Origin of the sequence: Janibacter cremeus (assembly GCF_013409205.1) — a bacterium.
Lineage (GTDB): Bacteria > Actinomycetota > Actinomycetes > Actinomycetales > Dermatophilaceae > Janibacter > Janibacter cremeus.
The window spans coordinates 2,441,495-2,466,977 of the sequence record NZ_JACCAE010000001.1 but is presented as its reverse complement, the minus strand read 5'-3'; the positions used below and the strand labels follow the sequence as shown (position 1 = coordinate 2,466,977).

Sequence of the window (25,483 nt, the reverse complement as noted above, 5' to 3'; positions counted from 1 at the left end):
GGCGCGATGTCGACGCAGACAACCTACCGTCGCCGTCGGTGTCCGAGCCCACACGGGACCCCTGTCTCGACCATGGCGAACCTACGCTGGCGTAAGTTACCGTGGACCGATGAAGTCCCCCCGCACCATCGAGTCGCCTCGCAGCGAGATCAAGGAGTTGGCCACCGACGTCGGTGAGCACGCCCACGCCTTCGTCGAAGCGGTCAAACCCCACCTGCGCGGCTGGCTCCACCTGGTCATGGCGCCGCTGGCGCTCATCGGCGGACTCGTCCTCACCTCGACGGCGCCCACCCAGGGTGGTCGGCTCGCGGCCATGGTCTTCACCTTCACCGCCGGGCTGCTCTTCGCGACGTCGGCGATCTACCACCGCGGCCACTGGGGCGCCCGCATGGCGGGGGCGCTGCGCCGGTGGGACCACGCGAACATCTTCCTGATCATCGCCGGCAGCTACACCCCCTTCGCGCTGATGCTCCCTCGTGAGCAGGCGATCACGTTGCTCGCCACCGTCTGGACCGGCGCGATCCTGGGCGTGGTCTTCCGGGTGTTCTGGGTCGACGCGCCCCGTTGGTTGTACGTGCCCGTCTACGTGGCGCTCGGTTTCGTCGCGGTGTTCTACATCAAGCCCCTGCTGACCCACGGCGGATGGACGATCCTCGCCTTCGTGATCGCCGGTGGAGCCCTGTACACCGCCGGCGCGATCGTCTACGGGATCAAGCGGCCCAATCCGTCACCGCGATGGTTCGGATTCCACGAGATCTTCCACGCCCTGACCGTGCTGGCCTTCATCTCACACTTCGTCGCCGCGACGCTCGCCCTCTTCGGACCCATCGCCCAGACCTGAGTCGTGCTCCGGCTCCGGCCGCTCGGTGGACTGCGCGTCCGCCCGCCCCGGATCCGCTTCGTCCCGGCCCTCCTCCTGCTCGCGCTGCTCCTGTGCCCGCTCGGCGAGGTTCATCCGCCGCATCCGCGTGAACATGCTGCGCATCAGCAGCCACAGCGCGACGGCGAGGAAGAAGAACGCGACGAAGGCCAGGAAGCCCGGCCCCACCTCGGTGCTCGGCGCGCTCATGACCACTCTTTCACGGTGGGGGCGACACGGTCGTCGCGCACCAGGTCCAGGTCGGTCCGTCCGGCCAGCGCGTCGGCCTCGGCCAGCGAGCTCGGGATGCCCGCGAAGAGGTCGTCCTCGTCGTCATCGGTCTCGACGTGGCTCATCGCCAGCTCGTACTCCTCGGTCGGCCAGATCTCCGCCTGCAGGGAGTTGGGCACGGCGAAGAAGAACCCGTCCGGGTCGACCTGCGTCGCGTGCGCGCGCAGGGCGTCGTCGCGCAGGTCGAAGTAGTCCGCGGCATGCACCCGCGTGGTCACCTTCCGCTGTGGACGCTTCCCGGCGCGTTCGAGCCAGTCGACGAAGGGGGACTCCTTCCCCTGGGCGAGCAGCGCCTCGTGGAAGGCCTCGAAGCGCGCGCGGGTGAAACCGCCGTTGTAGTAGAGCTTCAGCGGCTGCCAGGGCCGACCGGCATGCGGGAAACGGTCCGGGTCACCGGCCGCCTCGAAGGCCGCGACGGAGACCCGGTGGGTCATCACGTGGTCCGGGTGGGGATAGCCGCCGTTCTCGTCGTACGTGGTGACCACGTGCGGGCGGAAGCGGCGGATCTCGCGCACAAGCGCCTCCGTCGCGACGTCCAACGGCTCCTGGTAGAAGCAGCCACGCGGCAACGGCGGCAGTGGGTCCCCCTCGGGCAGGCCCGAGTCGACGAAGCCCAGCCAGGACTGCTCGACGCCGAGCGCCCGACGAGCCGCCTCCATCTCGTCACGACGCACCTGGGAGATGTCGCGCAGGATGTGCGGGTCGTCCTTGAGCTTGGGGTTGAGGACGTCGCCGCGTTCGCCGCCGGTACACGTGACGACGAGGACCTCCGCGCCCTCGCGGACGTACTTGGCCGTCGTCGCCGCCCCCTTGCTCGACTCGTCGTCGGGGTGGGCGTGCACGGCCATGAGCCTGAGTGCTTCCACAGGTGGTGTCCTCCCGGACAGGTGTCTGCCGCGCGGGCCGGTGTGCCGTCGCGGTCTGGTGTCACGGACAATGGAGGCATTGTCTCACCGAGCACCCGGCGCCCTCCACACGACCGGCGACCGGCCCCCTTCGCCCCGCAGGAGAAGCATGAGCACCGACGCGCAGGAACCCCACCACTGGGATCCCGAGCGCGAGGAGGCCGCGGCGGAGGCCGACCCCGATCGCGGCAGTCGACGGTGGTGGGTGATCGGCACCGCCCTCGTCGCCGTGGCCGTCGCGCTGACGGTGTGGTTCGCCGTCTCGAGCACGCAGGACGCAGTGACCGCGACCGATGTCGGATTCGAGCACACGGGCGAACGTGAGATCACGATGGTCTTCGACCTGACCCGGGAGCCGGGCACGACCGTCTCGTGCACGATCACCGCCATGGACGCCAGCTACGGACGGGTCGGCACGGCCCAGCACGAGGTCCCGGCGAGCCAGGAGCGCACGACCCGCGTCAGGGCAGCCGTGCGCACCACGACGCAGGCCGTCACCGCGACCGTCAAGCAGTGCTCGGCTGTTGATTGATACCTGCATCCGGCGGTTTTGGCGTTAGACTGGTGTCACACGCAACCGTGGGTCTGGGCCGATTGGGTCCAGACCTTTGTGCATCATCGCTCACCTCGATGGTGCGCCACGGTGACCACCCGCAGGATGTGCAACCAGCGTCGCTGCGGCCCAAGGCAAGGAGTATCCCGTGACCCAGACCGCGTCCAACGCGACCTACCTGACCCAGGAGGCCTTCGACCGACTGCAGACCGAGCTGCGCGAGCTCTCCGGTCCCGGTCGTGTGGAGATCGCCAAGCGCATCGAGGCCGCCCGGGAAGAAGGCGACCTCAAGGAGAACGGCGGATACCACGCGGCCAAGGAGGAGCAGGGCAAGATGGAGGCCCGCATCCGCCAGCTGACCCAGATCCTGCAGAACGCGTCGGTGGGCGAGGCGCCGCCGGACGACGGTGTCGTCGAGCCGGGCATGGTCGTGACCGTCGAGCTCTTCGGTGAGGAGGAGACCTTCCTCCTGGGCTCCCGCGAGATCGCTGACGGCGACGACCAGCTCGACGTGTACTCGGAGCAGTCCCCGATGGGAAAGGCCATCAACGGCCAGAAGGTCGGCGGGACCCACTCCTACCTCGCACCCACCGGCAAGACGATCGAGGTCAAGATCCTCAAGGCGAAGCCCTACTCGTCTTCCTGAGCCACCTGACGAAGGGGAGGGACCGCCGCCGAGCCGGTCCCTCCCCTTCGTCGTGCTCGGCTCCCCCGGCCGGGCCCGGGCCTTGCGCCACCTGAGAGAATGGGGACATGTTCGGTCGCCAGCTGCCACCCATGCCCACCGCCGAGACGGCGCTGCCCGGTCGCACCGAGCGGGCCTTCACCGTGCCGGAGCGCCACCTCGTCCTCGACACTCCGCTCGAGGGCCCGTGGCCGGAGGGCACCGAGGTCCTGTACGTCGCGATGGGCTGCTTCTGGGGAGCCGAGCGGATCTTCTGGCAGACCCCGGGAGTCGTCACGACGGCGGTCGGGTACATGGGCGGGTTCACCACCCACCCGACCTATGCGGAGACGTGCAGCGGGCAGACCGGACACACCGAAAGCGTCCTGATCGCCTACGACCCGGAGCGCACCAGTCCGGAGCTGCTGCTCAAGGCCTTCTGGGAGAACCATGACCCCACGACGCCCAACCGGCAGGGCAACGACGTCGGCACCCAGTACCGCTCGGCGATCTACTGGACGAATCAGGCGCAGCGCGAGGCGGTCGAGGCGACGGCGGCGGCCTTCGGGCAGGAGCTGGCGCGGCACGACCTGCCGCCGGTCAGCACCGAGATGCGCCCTGCGAGCGAGGTGGGACAGTTCTGGTACGCCGAGGACTACCAGCAGCAGTACCTCCACCGCAATCCGGGCGGCTACTGCAACCACGGACCCAACGGCCTGACCTGCCAGGTCGGGATCCTGCGTCAGGACGAGTTGCCCGCCCAGCAGGACATCGCCCCGCCGGCATAGCGGTCAGCGGCGCAGCAGGCGCCGCCACCACGACCGGCGCGAAGGGGGTGTGACCGGCTCGGTCGGCGCGGTCACCCCATCCGTGACGTCCTGCTCGACCCCCTGCACACGCAGCTCTCGCCACCGGGCGACCATCTCCTCGACGTCCACGGTCGCAACGACCGGCGGGGAGTGCCTACCGAACACCGGTCGTCGACGCTCGTCGAGCACCCGCGCGTTGAAGTCCCGTAACAGCTCGCGGACGTTGTCCTCGCGGGCCTCGTCCACGAGGGACTCCGGGTAGCCGGCCACCTCACGGCGCAGTTGCATCACCGGCGGGAGCGCGTCGGCGGCATCCAGGCCCTCACGGGCCATCATCTTCTTCACCCACCAGTCGGGGTCGCGGTCCGCCAGGCCACGCAGGGGCTGACCGGCGCCGGGGAGATTGTCGAACTCCCCGCGCTCGGTCGCCTCCCGGATCTGCTTCTCGACCCGGTCCCCGTGTGACGGCACGCTCATGACACTCCAGTGTGGCACTGCCGCGTGAAGTCAGAGAGCCGCGGCCAGCTCGGTTCCTTGGCGGATCGCCCGCTTCGCGTCCAACTCGGCGGCGACGTCGGCGCCACCGATGACGTGCGCGTCGACCCCCTTCGCCCGCAGTGGCTCGACGAGGTCGCGCACGGACTCCTGTCCGGTGCACACGACGACGGTGTCGACCGCGAGGGTCTTCGGCTTGCCGTCGACGGTCAGGTGCAGGCCCTCGTCGTCGATGCGCTCGTACGAGGCGCCGGTGATCTGGTGGACGCCCTTTGCCCGGATCGCCATGCGGTGCACCCAGCCGGTGGTCTTGCCCAGGCCCGCGCCGATCTTGCTCTCCTTGCGCTGGACGAGGTGGACGGTGCGCGGCGAAGCCTGGGGGTGGGGCTCCTTCAGCCCGCCCCGCTGGGCGGACGAGGGGTCCACGCCCCACTCGTCCTGCCACTCCTTGATGTCCAGCGTCGGCGACTCGATCGTCGTCAGCAGCTCGGTGACGTCGACACCGATGCCACCGGCCCCGATGACCGCGACCCGCTCCCCCACCTCGCGGGTGCCCAGGACGGCCTGGGGGTAGGACACGACCATCGGGTGGTCGATCCCCTCGATCTGCGGGATGCGTGGCGTGACACCGGTAGCGACGACGACCTCGTCGAAGCCCTCGAGGTCTCCCACATCCGCCCGGCGGCCCAGGTGGACGGTGACGCCGCGACGCTCGAGCTCACCCTTGAAGTAGCGGATCGTCTCGGCGAACTCCTCCTTGCCGGGGATGCGCATCGCGAGCGCGAACTGCCCGCCGATCTCCTCCCCCGCCTCGAAGAGCTCGACCTCGTGCCCACGCTCGGCGGCGGCGGTCGCCGCGGACAGCCCGGCGGGGCCGCCACCGACGACGGCGACGCGCTTGCGCCGGGCCGTCGGGGAGAGCACCAGCTCGGTCTCGTGGCCGGCGCGCGGGTTGACCAGGCAGGAGGCCACCTTGCGCTGGAAGGTGTGGTCGAGGCATGCCTGGTTGCAGGCGATGCAGGTGTTGATCTCCTCGCCACGACCCTGAAGCGCCTTGGTGCCCCACTGTGGGTCGGCCAGCCATGGACGCGCCATCTGCACCAGGTCGGCCTGCCCCGCGGCGAGCGCCTGCTCGGCCTGGTCGGGCATGTTGATGCGGTTGCTCGTGACGACGGGGACGTCCACGTGCGGGCGCAGCCGCTCGGCGACCTCGGTGAAGGCCATGCGTGGCACCGAGGTGACGATGGTGGGCACGCGCGCCTCGTGCCAGCCGATACCCGTGGAGATGATCGTCGCGCCGGCGGCCTCGATCTCGGTGGCCAGCGCCTGGATCTCCTCCCAGGTCTGGCCGCCCTCGACGAGGTCGAGGATCGACAGGCGGTAGACGAGGATGAAGTCCTCGCCGACCGCGGCCCGCACCGCGCGCACGATCTCGGTGGCGACGCGTCGCCGGTTCGCGGATGTCCCGCCCCACCCGTCGGTGCGCTGATTGGTCCGGGGCGCGAGGAACTGGTTGATGAAGTAGCCCTCGGAGCCCATGACCTCGACGCCGTCGTAGCCGGCCTCTCGGGCCAACTCGGCTGCCCGGGCGAAGGCACGGATCTGGCGACGGACCCCCTTCTCGCTGAGGGCCCGCGCGGTGAAGGGGTTGATCGGTGCCTTCGTCCGGGACGCCGAGACGGACCAGGGGTGGTAGCTGTACCGACCGGCGTGCAGGAGCTGCAGAGCGATCGTCCCGCCCTCACGGTGGACGGCGTCGGTGACCTGCCGGTGGCGTCGCGCCTCGTGGCTGGTGGTCATCTTCGAGGCGAAGGGGTAGAGCGTCCCCTCGACGTTCGGGGCGAAGCCACCGGTGATGATCAGCCCGGCGCCGCCCTTCGCCCGCTCTGCGTAGAAGGCCGCGAGCCGCTCGAAGTCCTTCGCCTTGTCCTCCAGCCCGGTGTGCATCGACCCCATGATCGTGCGGTTGCGCAGGGTGGTGAAGCCCAGGTCGAGCGGGGCGAAGAGGTGTGGGTACTCGGTCATGTCGTCCTCGGGTCCGGCAGCGGGTCTGTCTGCACCGAAGGATGCCAGATGCAGGCTTCTCCTCCGCCTTTCGTTGGCAATGTCACGTGGGGATGACAAGGTTGGCCACGGGACAACCGTGACGACGAGGAGAGCCATGGCAGTGCTGGGCAGGATCGCCGGACGGGCACTCATCGGCGCGGCGGGTACTGCCGTCGCCGGGGCCGCGGCGGCGGGACTCGGCTACGGGCTGATCCAGGCCGAGGCCAAGATCACCCGTCGGGTCGTCGGCAACCCCTTCGACGGCGCCCCCGACGACGACGGGGTCTACGGCGCGGCACCCGGGGAGCCCGTGCGGTTGCTCGTCCTCGGCGACTCCAGCGCCGCTGGGATGGGCGCAGACAGCCGCTACCACACGATCGGCGCGATCCTGTCGACCGGGCTCGCGGCGATCATGGGGCGCCCGGTGGAGTTGACCAACGAGGCGGTCGTCGGGGCGCAGTCCTCGGATCTGAGCGCCCAGCTCTCCCGAGGCCTGGCCCGCATCGACCAGGCTGACGTCGCCGTCGTCCTCATCGGCGCCAACGACGTCACCCACCGCATCGACCGGTCGGTGTCGGTCCAGCACCTGCAGCGGACGGTGCGCTACCTGCGCACCCTCGACATCCCCGTCGTGGTCGGCACCTGCCCGGATCTGGGCACGGTCGAGCCGGTGCCCTTCCCGCTGAACAAGCTGCTGCGCCAGTGGAGCCGGGAGCTCGCTGCCGCCCAGACAGTGGCAGCCGTCGAGGCCGGCGCCCGCACGGTTTCCCTGGCCGACCTGCTCGGGAAAGAGTTCGAGGCGAGCCCGGCGGTGATGTTCAGCCAGGACCGCTTCCACCCCTCGGCCGCCGGCTACGCGCGCGTCGCGTCGGCGCTGCTGCCGACCGTTGCCGCCGAGGTCGACGCCTGGCCGGAGAACGCGCTGGGCGACACCGCGCCCGAGCCGAGCCGTGGTGAGGGCATCGGCGCCCTCGACGACGCCGCCGAGCGAGCCGCCTCCTCCCCCGGCACCGAGGTCGGCCCTGCGGAGGTCAGCGGCAAGCGCGCCGGCCCCCGTGGCCCGTGGGCGATGCTGCGACGACGGGGCGGCCACGAGGTCACCGACCTCTAGGGCCAGGCCCCTCCTCGACCACGGTGACGGGGAAGGCCGGACGGACGGGGCAGTTTCGCTCAGCGAGCCATCAGACCCCGCGAGCGGTACAGGAACGCCGCCATCGCCTCGCGGGTGATCTTGCTCTTCGGGCGGAACGTCCCGTCGGCGTGGCCCGTGGTCAGGCCCTGATCCGCGATCCAGGCGATGTGGTCCTCGAACTGGGTCCCGGCGACGTCACTGAACTCGTAGGGGGCGGTGGCGTCGGGCACCCTCCCCTCGAGGAGGAACCTCGTCATGAAGGCCGCCATCGCCTCCCGGGTGATCCTCTTCGTGGGACCGAACGTGCCGTCGGCAAAGCCCGTGGTGATCCGCTCATCCTGCAGCCAGGCGATCTCCTTGGCGAACTTGCTCGACGAGTCGACATCCGTGAAGTCGGGCGCACTCTTCACGGCGGGCCTGCCCGCCGCCCGGTAGAGGAACGCCGCCATGGCCTCACGCGAGATGTTGTGCTTCGGGCCGAAGGTCCCGTCGGCGTACCCCGTCGTGATCCCCTCGTCCTTGAGCCAGGCGATGGCCCTGGTGAAGTCGGTCGTCGCCGGAGTCACATCCGGGAACGGCGGTGGGTCCAGCTTGAGCTGGCGGTCATGGGCATCCTGCCGGATCCCCGACAGCTGGGCGTAGAGCGCGTCCCCCGGGCAGAGCGTGTTGAAGCCGTCGCGGTGTCCGCTGATCGCGTGGAACGGCTCATCGTGGAGTCTGACCATCGAGGCGGCGTCCACCCCGTTGCGAGCAAGCTTCCACGCGAACACCTCGGCGAGCGAGTCCCGCACCGCGGCGTTCGCCCTGATGTTCTGGTGGTTGCCGATCACGCTCATCCCGAAGGACTGCGAGTTGTACCCGAGGGTGTGGGCGCCGACGACCGGCTTGCCGACCCCGCCGTAGCGTCCCTCGAAGACGCGTCCGAACTTGTCGACGAGGAAGTTGTAGCCGATGTCGTTCCAGCCACGACCCTGCACGTGATACGTGTAGATCGCGCGGATCTGTGCGGCGACCTCGCTGCGGGTGTAGTTGTTCGTGCCGGCCGTGTGGTGGACGAACCCGCCGCGGACGGTCTCGTACTCCGGCTCCTCCCGGCGGAGGGACTCGTCCGCTCCCCACTGGGCACGCGTGATGACCTTCGGCCGGGCCCCGTTGCCGCTCGCGGGGAGCGCCTTCTGCTGGACCTGTGCGTCCTGACCGGCGGGCGCCGGGTCGATGAGGTTGACCTTCATCCCCCGCGGCGCAGTGCCGTCCTCCGCCTCGACGCGCACCTGCACGCCCTCCGACTCGGGGACGATCAACGGGTCCGTGCCTGCCCGGGTCCCGTCACTCGCCTCCCCTGAGCCGGGGTCGGGCGCGTGGTCATCGCCCGAGGGCACGTACTCCCAGTCGGACCACGTCTGCGGCGCGGTCTTCGTGCGCACCCACACCGTGACCGGCTCCTGCTCGCTCTCCCACGTCAGCCCGAGCGCGGAGAAGCCCTTGGTGTCCTGCTTGCCCGTCATGGCGACCAGGTCGTCGTCGTCGGGCTCGACCGGCTCATGACCCTGCCCGGAGCGGGCGGTGCTGAGCCGGGACTTCTGCTGAGTCACCGGGGTGTTGTACTCGACGTCGGCCGTGTCGGCGACGGCCGTGTCATCGATGCCGTCGACCGCCAGTGTCTCCATCGACGTGGTGATCTGCCCGGTGTCGTCACCACTGGCGTCCGGGACGGCCATCGGGCCGACGACCAGGACGGGGGAGATCGTGGCGGCCAGGAGGAGGCGGAGGGTGGAGCTGCGGGTGGACGACATCCGCGCGTGCGCATTGCTCATGAGTGATGTGCCTTTGAACAGGGAGGATTCCCGGTACGGTACATCGCCCATCCGCGGCTCCGTGGGACGGGCCTGCGTCACGGCGTGTACCGCACCGCCTCCCGGTCAGCAGGCGGTGCGCTCCAGCCGAGGCGAAGGGAGGCGAGCCGCTCCGCGAGCCCGGCACCGCCCCCTTCGCTCGCGCAGGCATCGAAGGCCACGACGCGCAGCTGGTCCATGACCACGGCCGGTCCGAGGTCGGGCAACTCCTCCCCCGCCACCTCCGCGAGGAAGGCATGCACCCCCGGGAGCGCGTCCGCCGCCCGGTCCAGCGGCAGCTGACGCCACCTGCGGACCGCGCGGCCGAGCTCGCTCTCGACGTCCTGCGGGAGCACGAGGTGTCAGTCGGAGCGCAGGCGACCCAGCAGACGCAGGATCTCCAGGTACAGCCACACCAGGGTGATGAGCAGGCCAATGGCCAGGGTCCAGGCGAAGGTGGACGGGAGGCCGGCGTTGATCGCCTTGTCGATGTTGTCGAAGTCGAGCGTGAGCATCACGGCAGCCAGGCCGATCGCGAAGAGCGAGATGCCGATGCCCATCCAGCCGGTGCCACCGAAGCCGAACGGCGAGCCACCGAAGAAGAGCATGTAGCCCAGATTGATCAGCGAGAAGACGAAGTAGCCCATGACCATCATCGAGACGATCGAGCGGAACTTGTCGGTCACCTTGATCACGCCGGTCTTGTACAGCAGCAGCATCGACCCGAAGACGCACAGGGTCGCCAGGATCGCCTGCGTGACGATCGACTCGAAGATGCTGCCACCGGTGGCATCGAACATCGCGTGGTAGGTCTGGCTGATCGCGCCGACGAAGACACCCTCGACGACCGCGTAGACCATCGCCAGGGTCGCGCTGACCGGCTTGCGCCGGAAGCCGATGTACAGGCCCAGGCCGAGGGTGCCCACCAGGCCGACCATGAAGAGCACCCCGCCGACGGCGGGAGACATGGCCGAGGCGGTCCACGCGACGGCGGCCACGGCCACGAGCACCGCAAAGAGGGCACCGGTGCGCGTGATCACGTCGTCGATCGTGATGGCGCGGCCGCCACCACCGTCGCCCCCGAGCCCGGGGCCCGCCCCGGGCTCGCCGAAGCCGGGCTGCGGCCGGCCGAGACCCGGTTGGCCGTACTGGCCCGGCTGCTGGGGCGCGTAGCCCTGCTGACCGGCGCCCTGCTGACTGCGCACACCGGACTCGCGGAAGCCCGCGTAGCCGCGCTGCGCGTCATTGCTGACCCGGTTGAGAAGCGGGTTGCTCATGGGTGGGCCCTCCTGGGGACTCTGCGCGACCGGCGGCCGCAGTGTCTGTCGGGAACAGCCTACGGTGCCGCGGCCGCGGCAGCGCAGGGACCGTCCACAGGGTCAGGCGCGCAGGCCGTCGAGGGCCTGCTCGAGGTCGGCGAGCAGGTCGCCGGCGTCCTCGATACCGACGGACAGGCGCACGAGGTCGTCGGGAACCTCGAGCATCGACCCAGCGGTGGAGGCGTGGGTCATCGCACCGGGGTGCTCGATGAGCGACTCGATGCCGCCGAGCGACTCGGCGAGGGTGAAGACCTCCACGCGCGAGCACAGCTGCTTGGCGGCCTCGACGCCTCCGGCCATGCGCACGGAGAGCATCCCGCCGAAGCGACTCATCTGCTTCGTCGCCGCCGCGTACCCGGGGTGCCCGGGCAGGCCCGGGTAGAGGACCGAGCTGATCTCGGGGCGGCTGGAGAGCCGGTCCACGACCGCTTCGGCGTTGTCGCAGTGCCGCTCCATGCGCACCCCGAGCGTCTTGATGCCACGCATCGTCAGGTACGCGTCGAAGGGGCCGGGGACACCGCCTGAGCCGTTCTGCAGGAAGGCGATGTCTGCGTCCAGCTGCTCGTCGTCGGTGACCAGGAGGCCGCCGACGACGTCGCTGTGCCCACCGAGGTACTTCGTGCTCGAGTGCAGCACGACGTCCGCGCCGAGGGCGAGCGGCTGCTGCAGGTAGGGGCTGGCGAAGGTGTTGTCGACGACGAGCTTGGCGCCGGCGACGTGGGCGACGTCGGCAATGGCCGCGATGTCACCGACGTTCAGCAGTGGGTTGGTCGGCGTCTCCAGCCACACCAGCTTGGTGTTGGGCCGGATGGCCGCGCGGATCGCGTCGACATCGACGACGGGCGCCGGCGTGTACTCGATCCCCCAGTGGGTGAAGACCTTGTCGATGAGACGAAAGGTCCCACCGTAGGCGTCGTCCGGGATGACCAGATGGTCACCGGGGCGAAGGGCAGCGCGCAGCATCGCGTCCGTCGCTGCCATCCCGGAGGCGAAGGCCCGACCGTAGGAGCCGCCCTCGATCGAGGCTGCGTTGGCCTCGAGCACCTGCCGGGTCGGGTTTCCCGTGCGGGCGTACTCGAAGCCGCCCCGCATGCCTCCGACGCCGTCCTGGGCGAAGGTGGAGCTGGCATAGATCGGGACGTTGACCGCGCCCGTCAGCGGGTCCGGCTCGTAGCCGGCGTGGATCGCCCGGGTGGAGAACCCCTGGCTCGCGCGCGCATCCGCAGCGCTCTTCTGCTCGCCCATGGTCAGCCCTTCGCTCGGTGGGACAGGTGCCCCAGCAGGTCGTGCCGGGTGATGACGCCGGCCGGGTTGCCGCCCTCGACGACGAGCAGCGCGTCGGAGTGCTCCAGCGCCTGGGTCGCCGCGGAGACCGGCTCGTTGGCGCCGATCTGCGGCAGCGTGGCACCCATGTGCTTGCTCACCGGGTCGGCGAGGGAGGCGTGCCCCTCGAAGACGGCGGTGAGCAGGTCACGCTCGGTGACGGCACCGGCGACCTCGCCGATGACGACGGGCGGCTCTGCGCCGACGACCGGCATCTGGGAGACGCCGTACTCACGCAGGATGTCGATCGCCTCCCGGATCGTCTCGTTGGGGTGCGTGTGGACCAGGGCCGGCAGCTCGCCACCCTTGCCCCGCAGCACGTCACCGACGCTGCTCTCGGTGGCGTCGTCGCCGGGGAGGAAGCCATAGGAGGCCATCCACTCGTCGTCGAAGATCTTGCCGAGGTAGCCGCGGCCACCGTCGGGCAGGAGGACGACGATCTTGGCGTCCGGCTCACGCTCGGCGACCCGCAGGGCCGCCACGACGGCCATTCCGCTCGAACCGCCGACGAGCAGGCCCTCCTCGCGCGCGAGTCGACGCGTCATCGCGAATGACTCGTCGTCGGTGACGGCGATGACCTCGTCCGGCACCGACGGGTCGTAGGCGCCGGGCCACATGTCCTCGCCGACGCCCTCGACGAGGTAGGGCCGTCCGGTTCCGCCGGAGTAGACCGAGCCCTCGGGGTCGGCGCCGATGATGGTGACCCGGCCCTCGGAGATCTCCTTGAGGTAGCGACCGGTACCGGTGATCGTGCCACCGGTACCGATGCCCGCGACGAGGTGGGTGATTTCGCCCTCGGTCTGGGCCCAGATCTCGGGGCCGGTGCTCTCGTAGTGGGCCTGCGGGCCGTCGAGGTTGAAGAACTGGTTCGGCTTCCAGGCCCCGTCGATCTCCTGGGTGAGGCGGTCGCTCACGGAGTAGTAGCTGTCGGGGTGGTCGGGCGCCACCGAGCTCGGGACGATCTGCACCTGCGCACCGTAGGCGCGCAGCACGTCGATCTTGTCCTTGCCGACCTTGTCGGGGCAGACGAAGATGCAGCGGTAGCCACGCTCCTGCGCGACCAACGCCAGACCCACCCCGGTGTTCCCGGAGGTCGGCTCCACGATGGTGCCGCCTGCTCGCAGCTCACCGGAGGCCTCCGCCGCGTCGATCAGCTTGCGAGCGATGCGGTCCTTCACGCTGCCGCCGGGATTGAGGTACTCGATCTTGGCGGCCACGAGGCCGGAGCCTTCGGGGACGACGGACGAGAGCCTGACGAGCGGAGTGTCGCCGATCAGGTCGGTGATGTGGTCTGCGATCTGCATGTCCAGCATCGTGGCACGGATCGCCGGCACGAGGACACCGACCCCGGCCCCGGACGCGCACCGACCCCGATTCGGATCGCTGGTCAGGCAAGGCTAACCTGACTTCAGAGTCAACTTCGTCGTCGACGGCGACGAGGACCCGTCAGAGATCGGAGATCCACATGGCCGCTCCCGCACGCAAGCCCCGCCCCCAGCACGTCCTGACCGTCGACTCGACGCAGCAGCTCGGACCGCACCTCGTGCGGGTCGTCCTCACCGGCGACTCCCTCGCCGACTTCGGTGCCGCTGAGCACACCGACGCCTACGTCAAGCTGATCTTCGTCGACCCGGCGCTCGGACTCGAGCCCCCCTACGATCTCGCCGCCCTGCGCGAGAGCCTGCCCGCCGCCCAGCAGCCGGTCACCCGCACCTACACCGTCCGTGCGATCGACCGTGCTGCCCGCCGCCTGACCCTCGACTTCGTCACCCACGGCGACACCGGCTACGCCGGTCCGTGGGCGATGACCGCGCAGCCGGGCGACTCAGCGGTCGTCCGGGGACCGGGCGGGGCGTACTCCCCCCGACCGGACGTGGACTGGCACCTGATGGCCGGCGACCTCTCGGCGATGCCGGCCATCGCCGCCGCCCTGGAGTCCCTCCCTTCGTCGGCGAAGGGAGTCGTCCTGCTGGAGGTCGAGGCAGGCGCTGACGCACTCGACATCACCGCCCCGGAAGGTGTCGAGGTCTCGTGGCTGGTCAACCCCGACACCGGCGACGCCGACTTCCTCGCCCGCGCCATCGACGCGGCACCATGGCCGACCGACGTCTCCGAGGGCGCGGTGCAGGTCTTCGCGCACGGAGAGCGCGAGTCGATCAAGGCCGTGCGCCGGGTCCTCAAGCAGCGCGAGGTGCCCCGTGGCTCGATCTCGATCTCCGGCTACTGGGCGCGTGGGCGCACCGAGGACGTCTTCCAGGCGGAGAAGAAGACGCCGGTCGGGATGATCGAGGACTGACCTCAGGCGTTCGAACCGCCCTCCTGCTCGAGGAGCTGACGGTGCTTCTCCCGGCGGATTGCCTGCTCCTGCGGATCCGGCACCGGCAACGAGGCGATCAACCGCTGGGTGTAGGGATCCTGCGGATCCTGCAGGACCTGTGTCCCGATGCCCTGCTCGACGAGCTCACCGCGGTAGAGCACGCCGATGCGGTGGGCGAGTATGTCGACGACCGCGAGGTCGTGGCTGATGAAGAGGCAGGCGAATCCGAACCGGTCCTGCAGTTCCTTGAACAGCTCGAGCACCGCCGCCTGCACGGAAACGTCGAGCGCACTGGTCGGTTCGTCGGCGACGAGCAGTCGGGGGTCCAGGGCCAGCGCCCTGGCCAGGCTGGCGCGCTGTCGCTGTCCACCCGACAACTCGTGCGGGTACCGGTCGGCGTGCGCACGGGGCAGCTGGACCGCCTCCAACAGCTCCTCCACCCGCGCGCGCCGCTGCGAGGACTTCTGGTCACTTCGGTGCACCGCGAGGGGCTCGGCGACACACTCCCCCACCGTCAGGTGCGGGTTGAACGAGGCCGCCGGGTCCTGGAAGACGAAGCCGATCTGCTCCCGCAACGGCATGAAGGCCCGTTCACGGAAGTTGAGCATCTCGTGGTCGAGGACGCTCAGCGACCCCCGGGAGATCCGGTTCAGCCCGGCGATGGCACGACCGATGGTCGTCTTGCCGGACCCGGACTCGCCGACCAGTCCGAGCACCTCACCCTGGTGGATCTCGAAGGAGACACCGTCGACAGCACGGAACGCCTTCTGCCCCAGTCGTCCCGGGTACTCGATCACCAGATCCTTGGCCCGCACCACGACCGGCTCGCGCAGCTGCGCAGCCAGCTCGTCCTTGGTCAGGGACGCCGACACGGAGGAGCGGCCCAGGTGCGGGACCGCTGCCAGCAGCTTCTTGGTGTAGTCCTCCCGGGGGTGGGCGAAGAGCTCGGCCGCAGGTGCCTCCTCGACCAGCTCGCCTTGGTACATGACGGCAACACGGTCGGCGAGGTCGGCCACCACACCCATGTTGTGGGTGATCAGGACGATGGAGGAGCCGAATCGGTCCCGCAGATCTCGCAGCAGCTCGAGGATCTCCGCCTGCACGGTGACGTCCAGCGCGGTCGTCGGCTCGTCGGCGATGATCAGGCCGGGGTTGAGGGCCAGGGCCATGGCGATCATGATGCGCTGCTTCTGCCCGCCGGAGAACTGGTGCGGGTAGTAGTCGATGCGGCTCTCGGCGTCGGGGATACCGACGTCCGTCAGGGCCTTGATCGTCCGATCGCGCGCCTCCTGCTTGCTCAGCTTGCGGTCGTGTGCCCGCAGTCCCTCGATGATCTGCCAACCGATCTTGTACACGGGGTTCAGCGCCGTCGACGGCTCCTGGAAGATCATCGCGACATCGGTGCCACGCAGTCGTCGCATCTCGGGCTGGGAGATGCTCAGCACGTCGTGCCGGCCCACGAGGACCGCGCCCTCGCTGCTGGCCGTCTCGGCGAGAAGCCCGAGCACCGTGCGCGCCGTCACCGTCTTGCCCGAGCCCGACTCGCCGACGATCGCCAGCACCTCGCCGGGGGCCACCTCGAGGTTGACGTCCTTGACCGCCTCGACCGGCCCCTGGTCGGTCGCGAAGGTGACCTGCAGGTCCTGGATGCTCAGCACCGACTCATCAGTGCCGGTGCTTGCAGGTGACGTGGCGCTCATGCGGTGACCTTCTCGGAGGGCTCGGACTTCTTGCGGATCTTGGCGCGTCGGCGGCCACGCAGACGCGGGTCGTTCAGATCGTTCATGCTCTCGCCGACGAGGGTCACCCCCAGGACGGTCCAGACGATGGCCAGACCGGGGAAGACACCGGTCCACCAGATTCCACTCGTGGTGTCGGACAGTGCCTTGTTCAGGTCGTATCCCCACTCGGAGGCAGCAGTGGGCTCGATGCCGAAGCCGAGGAAGCCCAGGCCGGCGAGCGTGAGGATCGCCTCCGAGGAGTTCAGCGTGAAGATCAGCGGAAGCGTCCGGGTGGCGTTGCGGTAGATGTGACGGAACATCACCCGCGGAGCCGGGGTCCCGATGACCCTCGCCGCATCGACGAAGGCCTCACCCTTCAAGCGAGTCGTCTCGGCGCGGATCACCCGGAAGTACTGCGGGATGAACACGACCGTGATCGAGCCTGCCGCTGCGAAGATACCTCCCCAACGACTGGACTGGCCCTGGCTGATCGTGATCGCCAGAACGATGGCCAGCAGTAGCGCCGGGAGTGCATAGATCGCGTCGGCGACGACGACGAGCACGCGGTCGACCCAGCCGCCGATGTACCCGGAGATCAGCCCCAGTGCCACCCCGATGAAGAGCGAGAGGATCACCGCGATGATGATCACCTCGACGGCTGTCTGGGCCCCCCAGATGGTCCGGGAGAGCACGTCGTATCCGCCGACGGTCGTACCCCAGGGGTGCTCGGCCGAGGGCGGCTGCTGGGCGCCGAAGGCACGGCCGTCCGCCTTCATCTGGGAGAAGCCGTAGGGCGCGATCAACGGCGCGAAGATGGCGCAGACGAGGGTCACGAAGCTCATGACGAGGCCGGCGATGAGCATGCCCCGCTGCAGGCCGACGCTCTTCTTCAGATGGGACAGGATGGGCAGGCGCCACAGCAGCGGGGGACGCGAGGGCGCGGTGATGGGTGCGCTCACGATCAGTACCTCACTCTCGGGTCGACCAGCGCGGCGACGACGTCGACGATGAAGTTCGTCACGGCGACGATGACGGCGAGCATGACGACGATGCCCTGGACGGCCACGAAGTCACGGGCCTGCAGGTACTCGGCCAGCTTGAAGCCCAGCCCCTTCCAGCCGAAGGTCGTCTCGGTCAGGATCGCCCCGCCCAGCATGAGCGCGATCTGCATGCCCATGACGGTGATGATCGGGACCAACGCCGGGCGGTAGGCGTGCTTGGTGACCAGTCGCCGCTCGCTGACGCCCCGCGAGCGACCGGACTCGATGTAGTCCTGTCCCAGGGTGCCGATCATGTTGGTGCGGACCAGCCGAAGGAAGACGCCGCCGACGAGCAGACCCAACGCGATCGCCGGCAGGACCGCGTGGGTGAGCACGTCGATGACGATGTCGATGTTGCCGAGCCGGAGCGCGTCGATGAGGTAGATGTGGGTGGGGGCGCTCACGCCCTGCAGGATCAACTGGTTGCCGGAGGTGACTCGTCCGGAGACGGGCAGCCAGTCCAGCCACACCGAGAAGACGAGCTTGAGCAGCAGGCCGGCGAAGAAGACCGGGGTGGCGTAGCCCAGGATCGCCAGCACGCGCAGGGTCGCATCCGTGCCGTGGTCCCGACGGTAGGCGGCGAGCATCCCCAGCGGGATGCCGAGGACGAAGGCCACGATCAGTGCGTAGAAGACCAGCTCAAGCGTCGCCGTGCCGTACCGCGCCAGCAGCTCGGTGACCTGGATGTTGTCACTGATCGTCGTGCCGAAGTCACCCTGCAGGATGTTGCCGAGGTACTCGAAATACTGGACGATCAGCGGTCGGTCGTACCCGGCCGCTGAAATGCGCTCCGCCAGCTGCTCCGGAGGGAGCCGTCCTCCGACCGAGGCGGTGACCGGGTCGCCGGTCAGCCGCATCAGGATGAACACGGTCGTGACGAGGATGAAGACCGTCGGGATGATCAGCAGGGCGCGGATCACGATGTACTTGCCGAGACCGATGCCGGACTTCTTGGCCTTGGTCCCGCCGGTCGGTGGCGAGGGTTCACCCCGGGCCTCGGCCTCGTTGGATGCTGACGTCATACCTGCCTGTTTCGGTGTGCTGGAGGGGGACGGCGCTCAAATGCCCCGGGACATGCTGAAGGGAGAAGACGCCTCTTCGGGTGGCGGCCCTGTTGTGCCGCCACCCGGAAGAGGTCGTGTCCTACTTCTCGATGGTGGACATGTGCAGCTTGAAGGACGGGTCGAGGATGATGCCCTTGACGTCCTTGCCCGCCACCGCGACCTGCGCGCCCTGGAGGAAGGGCAGCGTCGGCAGCTTCTCCGCGACCTTGGTCTGCAGCTCACCGAGCAACTCGTTGCGCTTGTCCTCGTCCGGCTCCGAACGCTGCTCCTTGATGAGCTCGTTGATCTCCTCGTCGTTGAAGTGCTGGGCGAGGAAGCTGCCCGGGTTGAGGAAGAACGGCGTGAGGAAGTTGTCCGCGTCCGAGTAGTCGGGGTACCAGCCCAGCTGGTACACGGGGTACTCGTCGTTGGTCCGGTCCTTCCCGTACTGGACCCACTCGGTCGACTGCAGATCCACCTTGAACAGGTCGGTCCCCTCCAGCTGCGACTTGATCATCGCGTACTCCTCACCGGAGGACGAGCCGTAGTGGTCGGTGTTGTACTGAAGGTGGATCGTCACCGGGGTCTCGACCCCGGCGTCCTTCAGGCGCTCGGCGGCGCGCTCTGCGTCCGGGCCACCGTCACCGTCCCCGTACATCTTCTTCAGCGGCTGGGTCTGCCCCTCGAAACCTTCCGGCACGAACGAGTAGACCGGCTCGAAAGTGCCCTTGTAGACCTGCTTGGAGAGTGCCTCGCGGTCGAGCGAGTCGGCCATGGCCTGTCGCACGGCCAGAGCCTTCTCCGGGTCCGCGTCCTTCGTCTTCGCGCCGAACGGCATGGTGTTGAAGTTGTAGACCATGTACCGCAGCTCGCCGCCGGGACCCTTGTGGATCTTCACGTCGTCGTTCTTCGACAGGTCCTCGATGTCCGTGGGGCCGAGTGTGCGGTAGGCCATGTCGATGTTGCCGTTGCCGATGTCCAACTTGAGGTTGTTTGCGTCGGCGTAGTACTTGACGTTGACGGTGTTGGTCTTCGCCGCCGGCAGGATGCCGTCGTAATCGTCGAAGGCCTTGTACGACACGAGGCTGTTCTTGTCGTAGCTGTCGATCTGGTAAGGCCCTGCGAAGGGGTTGCCGTCCACGATGTCGTTGTCCGACATGACCTCGGTCGGCGAGAAGACGTCCTCGTCAACGATGGGCGCCACCACGGATGTGAGCACCCCCGGCCAAGTCTGGTCGTTGCCGCTCTTCAGGTGGAAGACGACGGTCTGGTCGTCGGGTGCGGTCGTCTTGTCCAGGTTGCCCAGCAGCGAGGACGGGCCCTCGGGATCGGCGATCTTGGTCTGTCGATCGAAGGTGAACTTCACGTCGGAGGAGGTCAGCTCGTTACCATTGGCGAAGGTCAACCCCTCCTTGAGCTTGACGGTGAATTCCTTCGGCGAGGTGAACTCGGCAGAGGCGGCGATGTCCGGCTCGGGAACGGCCTCACCGGGTGCAGAGTTCATCAGGAAGGGGTACACCTGCTGCATCACGCCCGAGGAGCCGTTGTCGTAGGCACCCGCGGGGTCCAGGGAGACGACCTTGTCAGTGGTGCCGATCGTCAGGGGACCACCCGAGTCGCCGTCACCACCTGAATCACCGTCGCCACCCGTCGAGGATGTGGTGCAGGCACTGATCGTCATGGCTGAAGCCGTGAGGGTGGCCGCGGCAATACGCCACGTGCGTGTGGACATGGTGAGCCTTTCTGTTCTCTCGCTGACGGTGAGTGCGCCGTTGCGCCCGGTGCCGGAAGGGGAACCCGTCTGTCAGCGGGGCTGACCCTACTCCCGAGGAGAGGCAGATGTGGGGGAAGTCACCAAGAATGTTCAAGGTGTTATCTCGCAGTACCCCCGGCGGGACTCGAGGCCGCCGTATCGGCATCGACCTCCTTGGCACAGGTGATCCGACGTCTGGGGCTGCGGGTGGCGGGCGGAAATTACAGCACGGTCCGCCGAGCCATCGAAGAGGCTGCGCTCGACACCACTCACTTCCGCGGCCAAGCCTGGAACAAGGGACTCGAGATGGGTCCAGCACGATCTCTGGACGACTACTATCCAATCGCTGCCCGACAAGCTCCTACCGCCTGGAGGTCCGGCTGATCCGCGAAGGGGTCTTCGACTGGAGGTGCAACAGGTGCGGCGGGACCGAGTGGCTGGGCCAGCCCGTCCCGCTCGAGCTCGAACACCGGGATGGGAACCCCGGCAACAATCTGCTCGAGAACCTGGAGCTACTCTGTCCCAACTGCCATGCTCATACTCCGACGTATCGCAGTCGCAACCGCAAGCGGGCGTAGGCCAACTGGCGAGCCGGGGAACTTAAAATTCCTGTCGAACGTGTGGGTTCGAATCCCACCGCCCGCACCACGGTCCTCCCAAGATCTCGGCACCGCGGACTGCGCCCGGGATGCAAGAGCCTGAGCGGTTGCGCACAATGGGTCCGACGGGGTGCCAGCAGCCTCGTGCCCCGCCAAGTTGAGTCGGGTCGGTAACCGTGTCGCTCTTGCTCTGCCAGCGCTCGGTCTCGAGACCGGTGGTGGAGGTGATCGATCCGATGGCGAGGAAGCCGGAAGTGTTCGTACGGGAGCTGTCCGATCAGGAGGGGCAGCGGCTGGCGCGGACGACGAGGACGTCGAAGAACGCGGTGCGGTTGCGGCGGGCGACGATCGTGATGGCCTCGGCCCAGGGCCAGTCGGTGCCGGACATCGCGGTGATGTTCGCGACCACCGAGGGGTACGTGCGCCGCGTGATCCACGATTTCAACGAGCGGGGGTTCGCGGCGTTGAACCCAAAAGTGAGCAGCGGGCGGCCGAAGAGGATCGATGAGGCCACCCGCGAGCAGATCTGCCGGATCGCCCGCTGCCACCCACAGGACCTGGGACTTCCCTTCACCTGCTGGAGCCTGACCAAGCTGGTCGAGCACCTGCTCCAGCAGAAAGTCGTGGACGCGATCAGTACCGAGACCGTGCGCCAGATCCTCAAGGACGGCGGGATCAGCTGGCAGGCGAGCAAGACGTGGAAGGGCTCGAAGGACCCGGACTTCACGGACAAGAAAGCTCGGGTACTGGCGCTGTACGACGACCCACCGGCCGACGCGCACGTGGTGTGTGTCGATGAGTTCGGGCCGCTGAACCTCCAGCCCCGGCCCGGCCGGGGCTGTTTCCCCACTCGGCGCCCGTCCCGGCTACGCGCGACCTACCACCGCTACGGCGGGGTACGGCACATGTTCGGCGCGCTGGACCTGGCCACCGGGAAGATGATCTACCGCTTCCGCGACCGCAAACGCTGGCAAGAGTTCCTCGACTTCCTGCGCCAGCTACGTCGTCGCTGCGCCGGGACGTTGTACGTCATCTGCGACAACTTCTCCCCACACAAGAAGACCGAGGTCCTCACCTGGTGCGCGGCCCACGACGTGGAACTGGTCTTCACTCCCTCCAACGCCTCCTGGCTGAACTGGATCGAGTCCGAGTTCGCCGCCCTGCGGTACTTCACCCTCGATGGCAGCGACTACCCCGAACACGCCACCCAAGAGGCCGCCATCGGTGGCTACCTGAGATGGAAGAACAAGCAGGCGCTGCCCAAGACCAACTTCGCCACCGGCCCCACGATCCGACGCCCCGACTACCTACCCATCGCATCTTGATGCGGCACTAGCCAGTCGACTGCTCGTCCTCGGCTTCCGGCTCGTCCGGTGCGACGATCGACAGGGCGATGCCGTCGAGGATGTCCCGCTCGGAGGTCGTGACGACCAGGTCGGGGCCGTTGGCGCCACGAGCCCGCTCGATGAGCTCGTACCAGATGAGCGCCCCGGCGCCGATGACGTCGACGCGACCGGGGTGCATGAAGGGCTGCGCGGCCCGCTCGGCCCGGGTGCTGAGGATGAGGCGCTCACAGGCCTCCATGTACTGCTCGACCGTCAGGTCGGCCAGGTGGATGGCCGACGGGTCGTAGGAGGTCAGACCGAGGGCCTGCGCGGTGACGGTGGTGACCGAGCCGGCCAGTCCGATGACGGTGTTGACACCACCGAGCCCGACCTCGGCCTCCGCGGTATCCAGTGCCTCCGCGATGTCGAAGCGGGCGGCGTCGATGACTTCCTGCGTCGGCGGGTCGGTGCGGTGGTGGCGCTCGGTCAGGCGCACGCTGCCGATGTCCAGGGAGGTGCCGGCGACGACGTCGCGGGTCCCGCGCACGACTTCGGTGGAGCCACCGCCGATATCGACGACGAGGTAGGGCCCCTCGAAGCCCTCGTCGGCCAGGGCACCCGTCGCGCCGATGAAGCCCAGCCGCGCCTCCTCCGCACCGACGATGACCTCGGGCGTCACGTCGAGCTCGCCGAAGGCCGCCCGCACGCCCTGCACGAAGTCCTCGGAGTTGCTCGCGTCGCGCGTTGCCGACGTCGCTACGAAGCGCACGTTGCCCGCAGGAACCTGCTCGTGGCGGCACTGCTCCGCGTACTCGCGGCACATGTCGAGGGTACGGCTCAGTGCCTCGTCATCCAGACGGCCCGTGGTGTCGACCCCCTGCCCGAGGCGGACCACCTCGACCCGACGGGCCACGTCGGTCAGGACATTGCGCCCCGTGTCGTGGTCGGCGATCAGCAGGCGGATCGAGTTGGTCCCACAGTCGATTGCTGCGACTCTCATCAGTCGCTCCCTTCGTCCGTGCTGATGCACGGGCCGGCGCGCCACCACTCGGGCAGCAGGTCAAGTGCCTCGTCTCCGAGGGGGTTGACCCCGGGACCGGCAGCCAAAGAGTGTGCCACGAGAACATGGAGACACTTCACCCGCGTGGGCATGCCACCGGCGGAGGTCCCTTCGATCTCGGGCACATCACCGAGCTCGGCCCGACGTGCCAGGTAGTCCTCGTGGGCGGCGCGGTAGCGCGCGGCCAGGTCCTCGTCCTCGACCAGACGCTGCGACATCTGCGCCATGAGCCCACTGGACTCGAGCGTCGAGACCGCCCCGGTCAACCGCGGGCACGTGGCATAGAAGCTCGTGGGGAAGGGGGTCCCGCCGGGGAGGCGCGGAGCCGTGCGGACGACGGTGGGCCCCCCACACGGGCACCGGTGGGCGATGTCGACAGCACTGCGTGCCGGTCGCCCGAGCTGCTGATGGATGGTGGCCAGATCCTCGGAGGTGACCCGGGACAGGTCGTTACCCTGCTCGTCGGTCGTCACTTGTCGTCCTCCGCCCTGTCGGCCGTGCTCGCCGAGTCGGCCATCTTCTCGTACCAGGGCTGGGTGTTGGACGATTGGACCGTCCCGGTCTCGGGGTCGACGTCCGCGATCGGCGCCTCGGGGTCGACCACGGTGTAGGTCCGCTCGCCCGGGCGCACGAACTTCAGCCGCTTGCGGGCCTGGGCCTCGACGTAGGCGTCCGTCTGCCACAGATCACGCTCACGCTTCAGCTCGTCGAGGTGAGCCTCCTGCGCCGTGACCTGCGAGTGCAGCTCGTCGAGACGTTGCTGCTGGTCGTACCAGGACTTGCCGGTGGGCACGAGCATGAGGGCCAGCAAGGTCATCAACGACCCGAGGACCACCCATCGGCGAGTGGTCATCACGGGCCCGCCGCGGGGCTTGCGGGGAGTGGGCGTGGCTCCGGAGCCACCGATGGGTCCACGGGCGGTGTACCGGCGCGGACGGTTGCGCGCCGGGGGTCGCCTCGTCGCGCTCTGCACGCCGACGCGTGCAGAGCGGCGCCGTGGAGTCCCGGCCATCATCAGCGGGTCAGCCCGTGAAGCGCGGGAAGGCACCCACGCCTGCGTAGATGGCTGCGTCGTCGAGCTCCTCCTCGATGCGCAGCAACTGGTTGTACTTCGCGACGCGCTCAGAGCGGGCGGGGGCACCGGTCTTGATCTGACCGCAGTTGGTGGCGACGGCCAGGTCAGCGATCGTCACGTCCTCGGTCTCGCCGGAGCGGTGGCTCATCATCGAGCGGAATCCGTTGCGGTGGGCCAGGTCGACCGCGTCCATCGTCTCGGTGAGCGAGCCGATCTGGTTGACCTTGACGAGCAGGGCGTTCGCGGAGGACTCGGTGATGCCGCGCTGCAACCGCTCGGGGTTGGTGACGAAGAGGTCGTCCCCGACCAGCTGGACGCGGTCGCCGAGGTGGGCGGTCAGCTCCTGCCACCCGGCCCAGTCGTCCTCGTTGAGCGGATCCTCGATGGACACCAGTGGGTAGGCGTCGACGAGTTCGCCGTAGTAGTCGGCCATCTGCGTCGCCGTGCGCTGCTCTCCCTCGAAGGTGTAGGCGCCGTCCGCGAAGAACTCGCTGGCCGCCACGTCGAGTGCGAGCGCGATTTCCTTGCCGGGCGTGTAGCCGGCCTTCTTGACCGCGTCGATGATCAGGTCGAGAGCCTCTCGGTTGCTGCCGAGGTCCGGCGCGAAGCCACCCTCGTCCCCGAGACCGGTCGACAGGCCCTTGTCCTTCAGGACGGCCTTGAGCGCGTGGTAGACCTCGGTGCCCCAGCGCAGCGCCTCGCGGAACGAGGGGGCGCCGATCGGGGCGATCATGAACTCCTGGATGTCGACATTGGAGTCGGCATGGGAGCCACCGTTGAGGATGTTCATCATCGGCACGGGCAGGACGTGGGCGTTCGGTCCGCCGACGTAGCGGAAGAGCGGCAGGCCGGCGGACTCCGCAGCCGCCTTCGCGACGGCGAGGGAGACGCCGAGGATGGCGTTGGCGCCGATCGAACCCTTGTTGTCAGTGCCGTCGGCGGCGATCATCTCGGCATCGATGAGGCGCTGCTCGCTGGCTTCGAAGCCGATGACACGTGGCATCAGGTCGTCCTCGACGGCCCGCACGGCATCCTCAACGCCCTTGCCCAGGTACCGCTTCGTGTCGCCATCACGACGCTCGACGGCCTCGAAGGCGCCGGTGGACGCGCCGCTGGGGACTGCAGCACGGGCGATGGTGCCGTCGTCGAGGGCCACCTCGACCTCGACCGTCGGGTTGCCGCGGGAGTCGAGGATCTCGCGCGCGCCTACTGCGTCAATGCTGGCCACTACCGGCTCCTTGGTGCGTGATGACTGTTCCCCCGAGGATATCCGCTCACCCGGAGGGCCCGGATGAGCGACCCACCCGCGCGTTCACGTCACA

At 68.7% G+C, this 25,483-nt stretch carries 24 protein-coding genes and 1 tRNA gene; 8 read left to right on the top strand and 17 right to left on the bottom strand.

Annotated features, from left to right (window positions below; all coding sequences use genetic code 11):
• Positions 1-109: 109 nt before the first annotated feature.
• The gene (gene trhA, locus BJY20_RS11715; RefSeq protein ID WP_185991697.1) at positions 110-841 is read left to right on the top strand and encodes a PAQR family membrane homeostasis protein TrhA; all 732 of its coding nucleotides are present in this window, start codon (positions 110-112) and stop codon (positions 839-841) included.
• Here trhA and BJY20_RS11710 read toward each other — a convergent pair.
• Positions 788-1,069 (bottom strand): hypothetical protein, encoded by a 282-nt coding sequence (locus BJY20_RS11710; RefSeq protein WP_185991696.1) that lies wholly within the window; start codon positions 1,067-1,069, stop codon positions 788-790. The two genes, trhA and BJY20_RS11710, sit on opposite strands and share 54 nt — an antisense overlap.
• Positions 1,066-1,998: a mycothiol conjugate amidase Mca gene (gene mca, locus BJY20_RS11705; RefSeq protein WP_185991695.1), complete on the bottom strand. Its 933-nt coding sequence runs from the start codon at positions 1,996-1,998 to the stop codon at positions 1,066-1,068. Before mca ends, BJY20_RS11710 begins: the two co-directional genes overlap by 4 nt.
• 166 nt (positions 1,999-2,164) lie before the next feature.
• Between mca and BJY20_RS11700 the strand changes: the two genes are divergently transcribed.
• The 3 genes from BJY20_RS11700 to msrA all read left to right on the top strand — a co-directional run bounded on the left by BJY20_RS11700 (position 2,165) and on the right by msrA (position 4,060).
• The gene (locus tag BJY20_RS11700) at positions 2,165-2,587 is read left to right on the top strand and encodes a DUF4307 domain-containing protein (protein WP_185991694.1); all 423 of its coding nucleotides are present in this window, start codon (positions 2,165-2,167) and stop codon (positions 2,585-2,587) included.
• A gap of 169 nt (positions 2,588-2,756) precedes the next feature.
• Positions 2,757-3,254 (top strand): transcription elongation factor GreA, encoded by a 498-nt coding sequence (gene greA / locus BJY20_RS11695; protein ID WP_185991693.1) that lies wholly within the window; start codon positions 2,757-2,759, stop codon positions 3,252-3,254.
• A gap of 107 nt (positions 3,255-3,361) precedes the next feature.
• Complete coding sequence (gene msrA / locus BJY20_RS11690) at positions 3,362-4,060, top strand: peptide-methionine (S)-S-oxide reductase MsrA (RefSeq protein ID WP_185991692.1); 699 nt, start codon at positions 3,362-3,364, stop codon at positions 4,058-4,060.
• A gap of 3 nt (positions 4,061-4,063) precedes the next feature.
• Here the strand turns inward: msrA and BJY20_RS11685 are convergent, their stop codons facing one another.
• Together BJY20_RS11685 and BJY20_RS11680 are read right to left on the bottom strand one after the other, a co-directional pair.
• Positions 4,064-4,558, bottom strand: a complete 495-nt coding sequence (locus BJY20_RS11685) for a DnaJ family domain-containing protein (RefSeq protein ID WP_185991691.1) — start codon at positions 4,556-4,558, stop codon at positions 4,064-4,066.
• A 30-nt stretch (positions 4,559-4,588) separates the two neighbouring features.
• Positions 4,589-6,601 carry an NADPH-dependent 2,4-dienoyl-CoA reductase gene (locus tag BJY20_RS11680; protein WP_185991690.1) on the bottom strand — a complete coding sequence of 671 codons (2,013 nt, stop codon included), beginning with the start codon at positions 6,599-6,601 and terminating at the stop codon, positions 4,589-4,591.
• A gap of 136 nt (positions 6,602-6,737) precedes the next feature.
• Here BJY20_RS11680 and BJY20_RS11675 point away from each other — a divergent pair, with 136 nt between their 5' ends.
• Entirely contained in the window at positions 6,738-7,733 is a 996-nt protein-coding gene (locus BJY20_RS11675; RefSeq protein ID WP_185991689.1) for an SGNH/GDSL hydrolase family protein, read from the top strand.
• Between the two features lie 59 nt (positions 7,734-7,792).
• Here the strand turns inward: BJY20_RS11675 and BJY20_RS11670 are convergent, their stop codons facing one another.
• The 5 genes from BJY20_RS11670 to BJY20_RS11650 form a co-directional block, all read right to left on the bottom strand.
• On the bottom strand, positions 7,793-9,568 hold the full coding sequence (locus BJY20_RS11670) for an S-layer homology domain-containing protein (RefSeq protein WP_185991688.1): 1,776 nt from the start codon (positions 9,566-9,568) through the stop codon (positions 7,793-7,795).
• Positions 9,569-9,645: 77 nt separating this feature from the next.
• The gene (locus BJY20_RS11665) at positions 9,646-9,942 is read right to left on the bottom strand and encodes a hypothetical protein (protein ID WP_185991687.1); all 297 of its coding nucleotides are present in this window, start codon (positions 9,940-9,942) and stop codon (positions 9,646-9,648) included.
• A 6-nt stretch (positions 9,943-9,948) separates the two neighbouring features.
• On the bottom strand, positions 9,949-10,863 hold the full coding sequence (locus BJY20_RS11660; RefSeq protein WP_185991686.1) for a Bax inhibitor-1/YccA family protein: 915 nt from the start codon (positions 10,861-10,863) through the stop codon (positions 9,949-9,951).
• A 102-nt stretch (positions 10,864-10,965) separates the two neighbouring features.
• On the bottom strand, positions 10,966-12,150 hold the full coding sequence (locus tag BJY20_RS11655; RefSeq protein WP_185991685.1) for a cystathionine gamma-synthase: 1,185 nt from the start codon (positions 12,148-12,150) through the stop codon (positions 10,966-10,968).
• 2 nt (positions 12,151-12,152) lie between these two features.
• Positions 12,153-13,532: a cystathionine beta-synthase gene (locus tag BJY20_RS11650; protein WP_185991684.1), complete on the bottom strand. Its 1,380-nt coding sequence runs from the start codon at positions 13,530-13,532 to the stop codon at positions 12,153-12,155.
• A gap of 161 nt (positions 13,533-13,693) precedes the next feature.
• On the opposite strand from BJY20_RS11650, the gene BJY20_RS11645 reads away from it, so the two are divergent.
• Positions 13,694-14,524: a siderophore-interacting protein gene (locus BJY20_RS11645; RefSeq protein ID WP_185991683.1), complete on the top strand. Its 831-nt coding sequence runs from the start codon at positions 13,694-13,696 to the stop codon at positions 14,522-14,524.
• A gap of 2 nt (positions 14,525-14,526) precedes the next feature.
• Here the strand turns inward: BJY20_RS11645 and BJY20_RS11640 are convergent, their stop codons facing one another.
• The 4 genes from BJY20_RS11640 to BJY20_RS11625 form a co-directional block, all read right to left on the bottom strand.
• Positions 14,527-16,245: an ABC transporter ATP-binding protein gene (locus BJY20_RS11640; protein WP_185991682.1), complete on the bottom strand. Its 1,719-nt coding sequence runs from the start codon at positions 16,243-16,245 to the stop codon at positions 14,527-14,529.
• A complete protein-coding gene (locus BJY20_RS11635; RefSeq protein ID WP_185992580.1) occupies positions 16,242-17,228 on the bottom strand; it encodes an ABC transporter permease subunit in 987 nt (328 codons plus the stop codon). The genes BJY20_RS11640 and BJY20_RS11635 overlap by 4 nt, the downstream gene beginning before the upstream one ends.
• Positions 17,228-18,328 carry an ABC transporter permease gene (locus BJY20_RS11630; RefSeq protein WP_185991681.1) on the bottom strand — a complete coding sequence of 367 codons (1,101 nt, stop codon included), beginning with the start codon at positions 18,326-18,328 and terminating at the stop codon, positions 17,228-17,230. Before BJY20_RS11630 ends, BJY20_RS11635 begins: the two co-directional genes overlap by 1 nt.
• A 121-nt stretch (positions 18,329-18,449) precedes the next feature.
• On the bottom strand, positions 18,450-20,081 hold the full coding sequence (locus tag BJY20_RS11625) for an ABC transporter substrate-binding protein (RefSeq protein WP_185991680.1): 1,632 nt from the start codon (positions 20,079-20,081) through the stop codon (positions 18,450-18,452).
• A gap of 589 nt (positions 20,082-20,670) precedes the next feature.
• Between BJY20_RS11625 and BJY20_RS11620 the strand changes: the two genes are divergently transcribed.
• Both BJY20_RS11620 and BJY20_RS11615 read left to right on the top strand, forming a co-directional pair.
• Positions 20,671-20,750, top strand: a tRNA-Leu gene (locus tag BJY20_RS11620).
• A gap of 187 nt (positions 20,751-20,937) precedes the next feature.
• Complete coding sequence (locus BJY20_RS11615) at positions 20,938-22,026, top strand: IS630 family transposase (protein ID WP_185991679.1); 1,089 nt, start codon at positions 20,938-20,940, stop codon at positions 22,024-22,026.
• A 7-nt stretch (positions 22,027-22,033) separates the two neighbouring features.
• Here BJY20_RS11615 and BJY20_RS11610 read toward each other — a convergent pair whose 3' ends face one another.
• From BJY20_RS11610 to eno, 4 genes are all read right to left on the bottom strand, one after another.
• On the bottom strand, positions 22,034-23,026 hold the full coding sequence (locus tag BJY20_RS11610; protein WP_185991678.1) for a Ppx/GppA phosphatase family protein: 993 nt from the start codon (positions 23,024-23,026) through the stop codon (positions 22,034-22,036).
• Positions 23,026-23,559 carry a DUF501 domain-containing protein gene (locus BJY20_RS11605; RefSeq protein ID WP_185991677.1) on the bottom strand — a complete coding sequence of 178 codons (534 nt, stop codon included), beginning with the start codon at positions 23,557-23,559 and terminating at the stop codon, positions 23,026-23,028. The genes BJY20_RS11610 and BJY20_RS11605 overlap by 1 nt, the downstream gene beginning before the upstream one ends.
• Entirely contained in the window at positions 23,556-23,939 is a 384-nt protein-coding gene (locus BJY20_RS11600) for an FtsB family cell division protein (protein ID WP_185991676.1), read from the bottom strand. Before BJY20_RS11600 ends, BJY20_RS11605 begins: the two co-directional genes overlap by 4 nt.
• Positions 23,940-24,108: 169 nt before the next feature.
• Complete coding sequence (gene eno / locus BJY20_RS11595; RefSeq protein ID WP_185991675.1) at positions 24,109-25,389, bottom strand: phosphopyruvate hydratase; 1,281 nt, start codon at positions 25,387-25,389, stop codon at positions 24,109-24,111.
• Between the last annotated feature and the right edge of the window lie 94 nt (positions 25,390-25,483).

Coding starts and splice junctions, on each gene's coding strand:
- trhA (WP_185991697.1), top strand. CDS start 110: ATGAAGTCCCCCCGCACCATCGAGTCGCCTCGCAGCGAGATCAAGGAG.
- BJY20_RS11710 (WP_185991696.1), bottom strand. CDS start 1,069: ATGAGCGCGCCGAGCACCGAGGTGGGGCCGGGCTTCCTGGCCTTCGTC.
- mca (WP_185991695.1), bottom strand. CDS start 1,998: ATGGCCGTGCACGCCCACCCCGACGACGAGTCGAGCAAGGGGGCGGCG.
- BJY20_RS11700 (WP_185991694.1), top strand. CDS start 2,165: ATGAGCACCGACGCGCAGGAACCCCACCACTGGGATCCCGAGCGCGAG.
- msrA (WP_185991692.1), top strand. CDS start 3,362: ATGTTCGGTCGCCAGCTGCCACCCATGCCCACCGCCGAGACGGCGCTG.
- BJY20_RS11685 (WP_185991691.1), bottom strand. CDS start 4,558: ATGAGCGTGCCGTCACACGGGGACCGGGTCGAGAAGCAGATCCGGGAG.
- BJY20_RS11680 (WP_185991690.1), bottom strand. CDS start 6,601: ATGACCGAGTACCCACACCTCTTCGCCCCGCTCGACCTGGGCTTCACC.
- BJY20_RS11675 (WP_185991689.1), top strand. CDS start 6,738: ATGGCAGTGCTGGGCAGGATCGCCGGACGGGCACTCATCGGCGCGGCG.
- BJY20_RS11670 (WP_185991688.1), bottom strand. CDS start 9,568: ATGAGCAATGCGCACGCGCGGATGTCGTCCACCCGCAGCTCCACCCTC.
- BJY20_RS11660 (WP_185991686.1), bottom strand. CDS start 10,863: ATGAGCAACCCGCTTCTCAACCGGGTCAGCAATGACGCGCAGCGCGGC.
- BJY20_RS11655 (WP_185991685.1), bottom strand. CDS start 12,150: ATGGGCGAGCAGAAGAGCGCTGCGGATGCGCGCGCGAGCCAGGGGTTC.
- BJY20_RS11650 (WP_185991684.1), bottom strand. CDS start 13,532: ATGCAGATCGCAGACCACATCACCGACCTGATCGGCGACACTCCGCTC.
- BJY20_RS11645 (WP_185991683.1), top strand. CDS start 13,694: ATGGCCGCTCCCGCACGCAAGCCCCGCCCCCAGCACGTCCTGACCGTC.
- BJY20_RS11640 (WP_185991682.1), bottom strand. CDS start 16,245: ATGAGCGCCACGTCACCTGCAAGCACCGGCACTGATGAGTCGGTGCTG.
- BJY20_RS11630 (WP_185991681.1), bottom strand. CDS start 18,328: ATGACGTCAGCATCCAACGAGGCCGAGGCCCGGGGTGAACCCTCGCCA.
- BJY20_RS11625 (WP_185991680.1), bottom strand. CDS start 20,081: ATGTCCACACGCACGTGGCGTATTGCCGCGGCCACCCTCACGGCTTCA.
- BJY20_RS11615 (WP_185991679.1), top strand. CDS start 20,938: ATGGCGAGGAAGCCGGAAGTGTTCGTACGGGAGCTGTCCGATCAGGAG.
- BJY20_RS11610 (WP_185991678.1), bottom strand. CDS start 23,026: ATGAGAGTCGCAGCAATCGACTGTGGGACCAACTCGATCCGCCTGCTG.
- BJY20_RS11600 (WP_185991676.1), bottom strand. CDS start 23,939: ATGACCACTCGCCGATGGGTGGTCCTCGGGTCGTTGATGACCTTGCTG.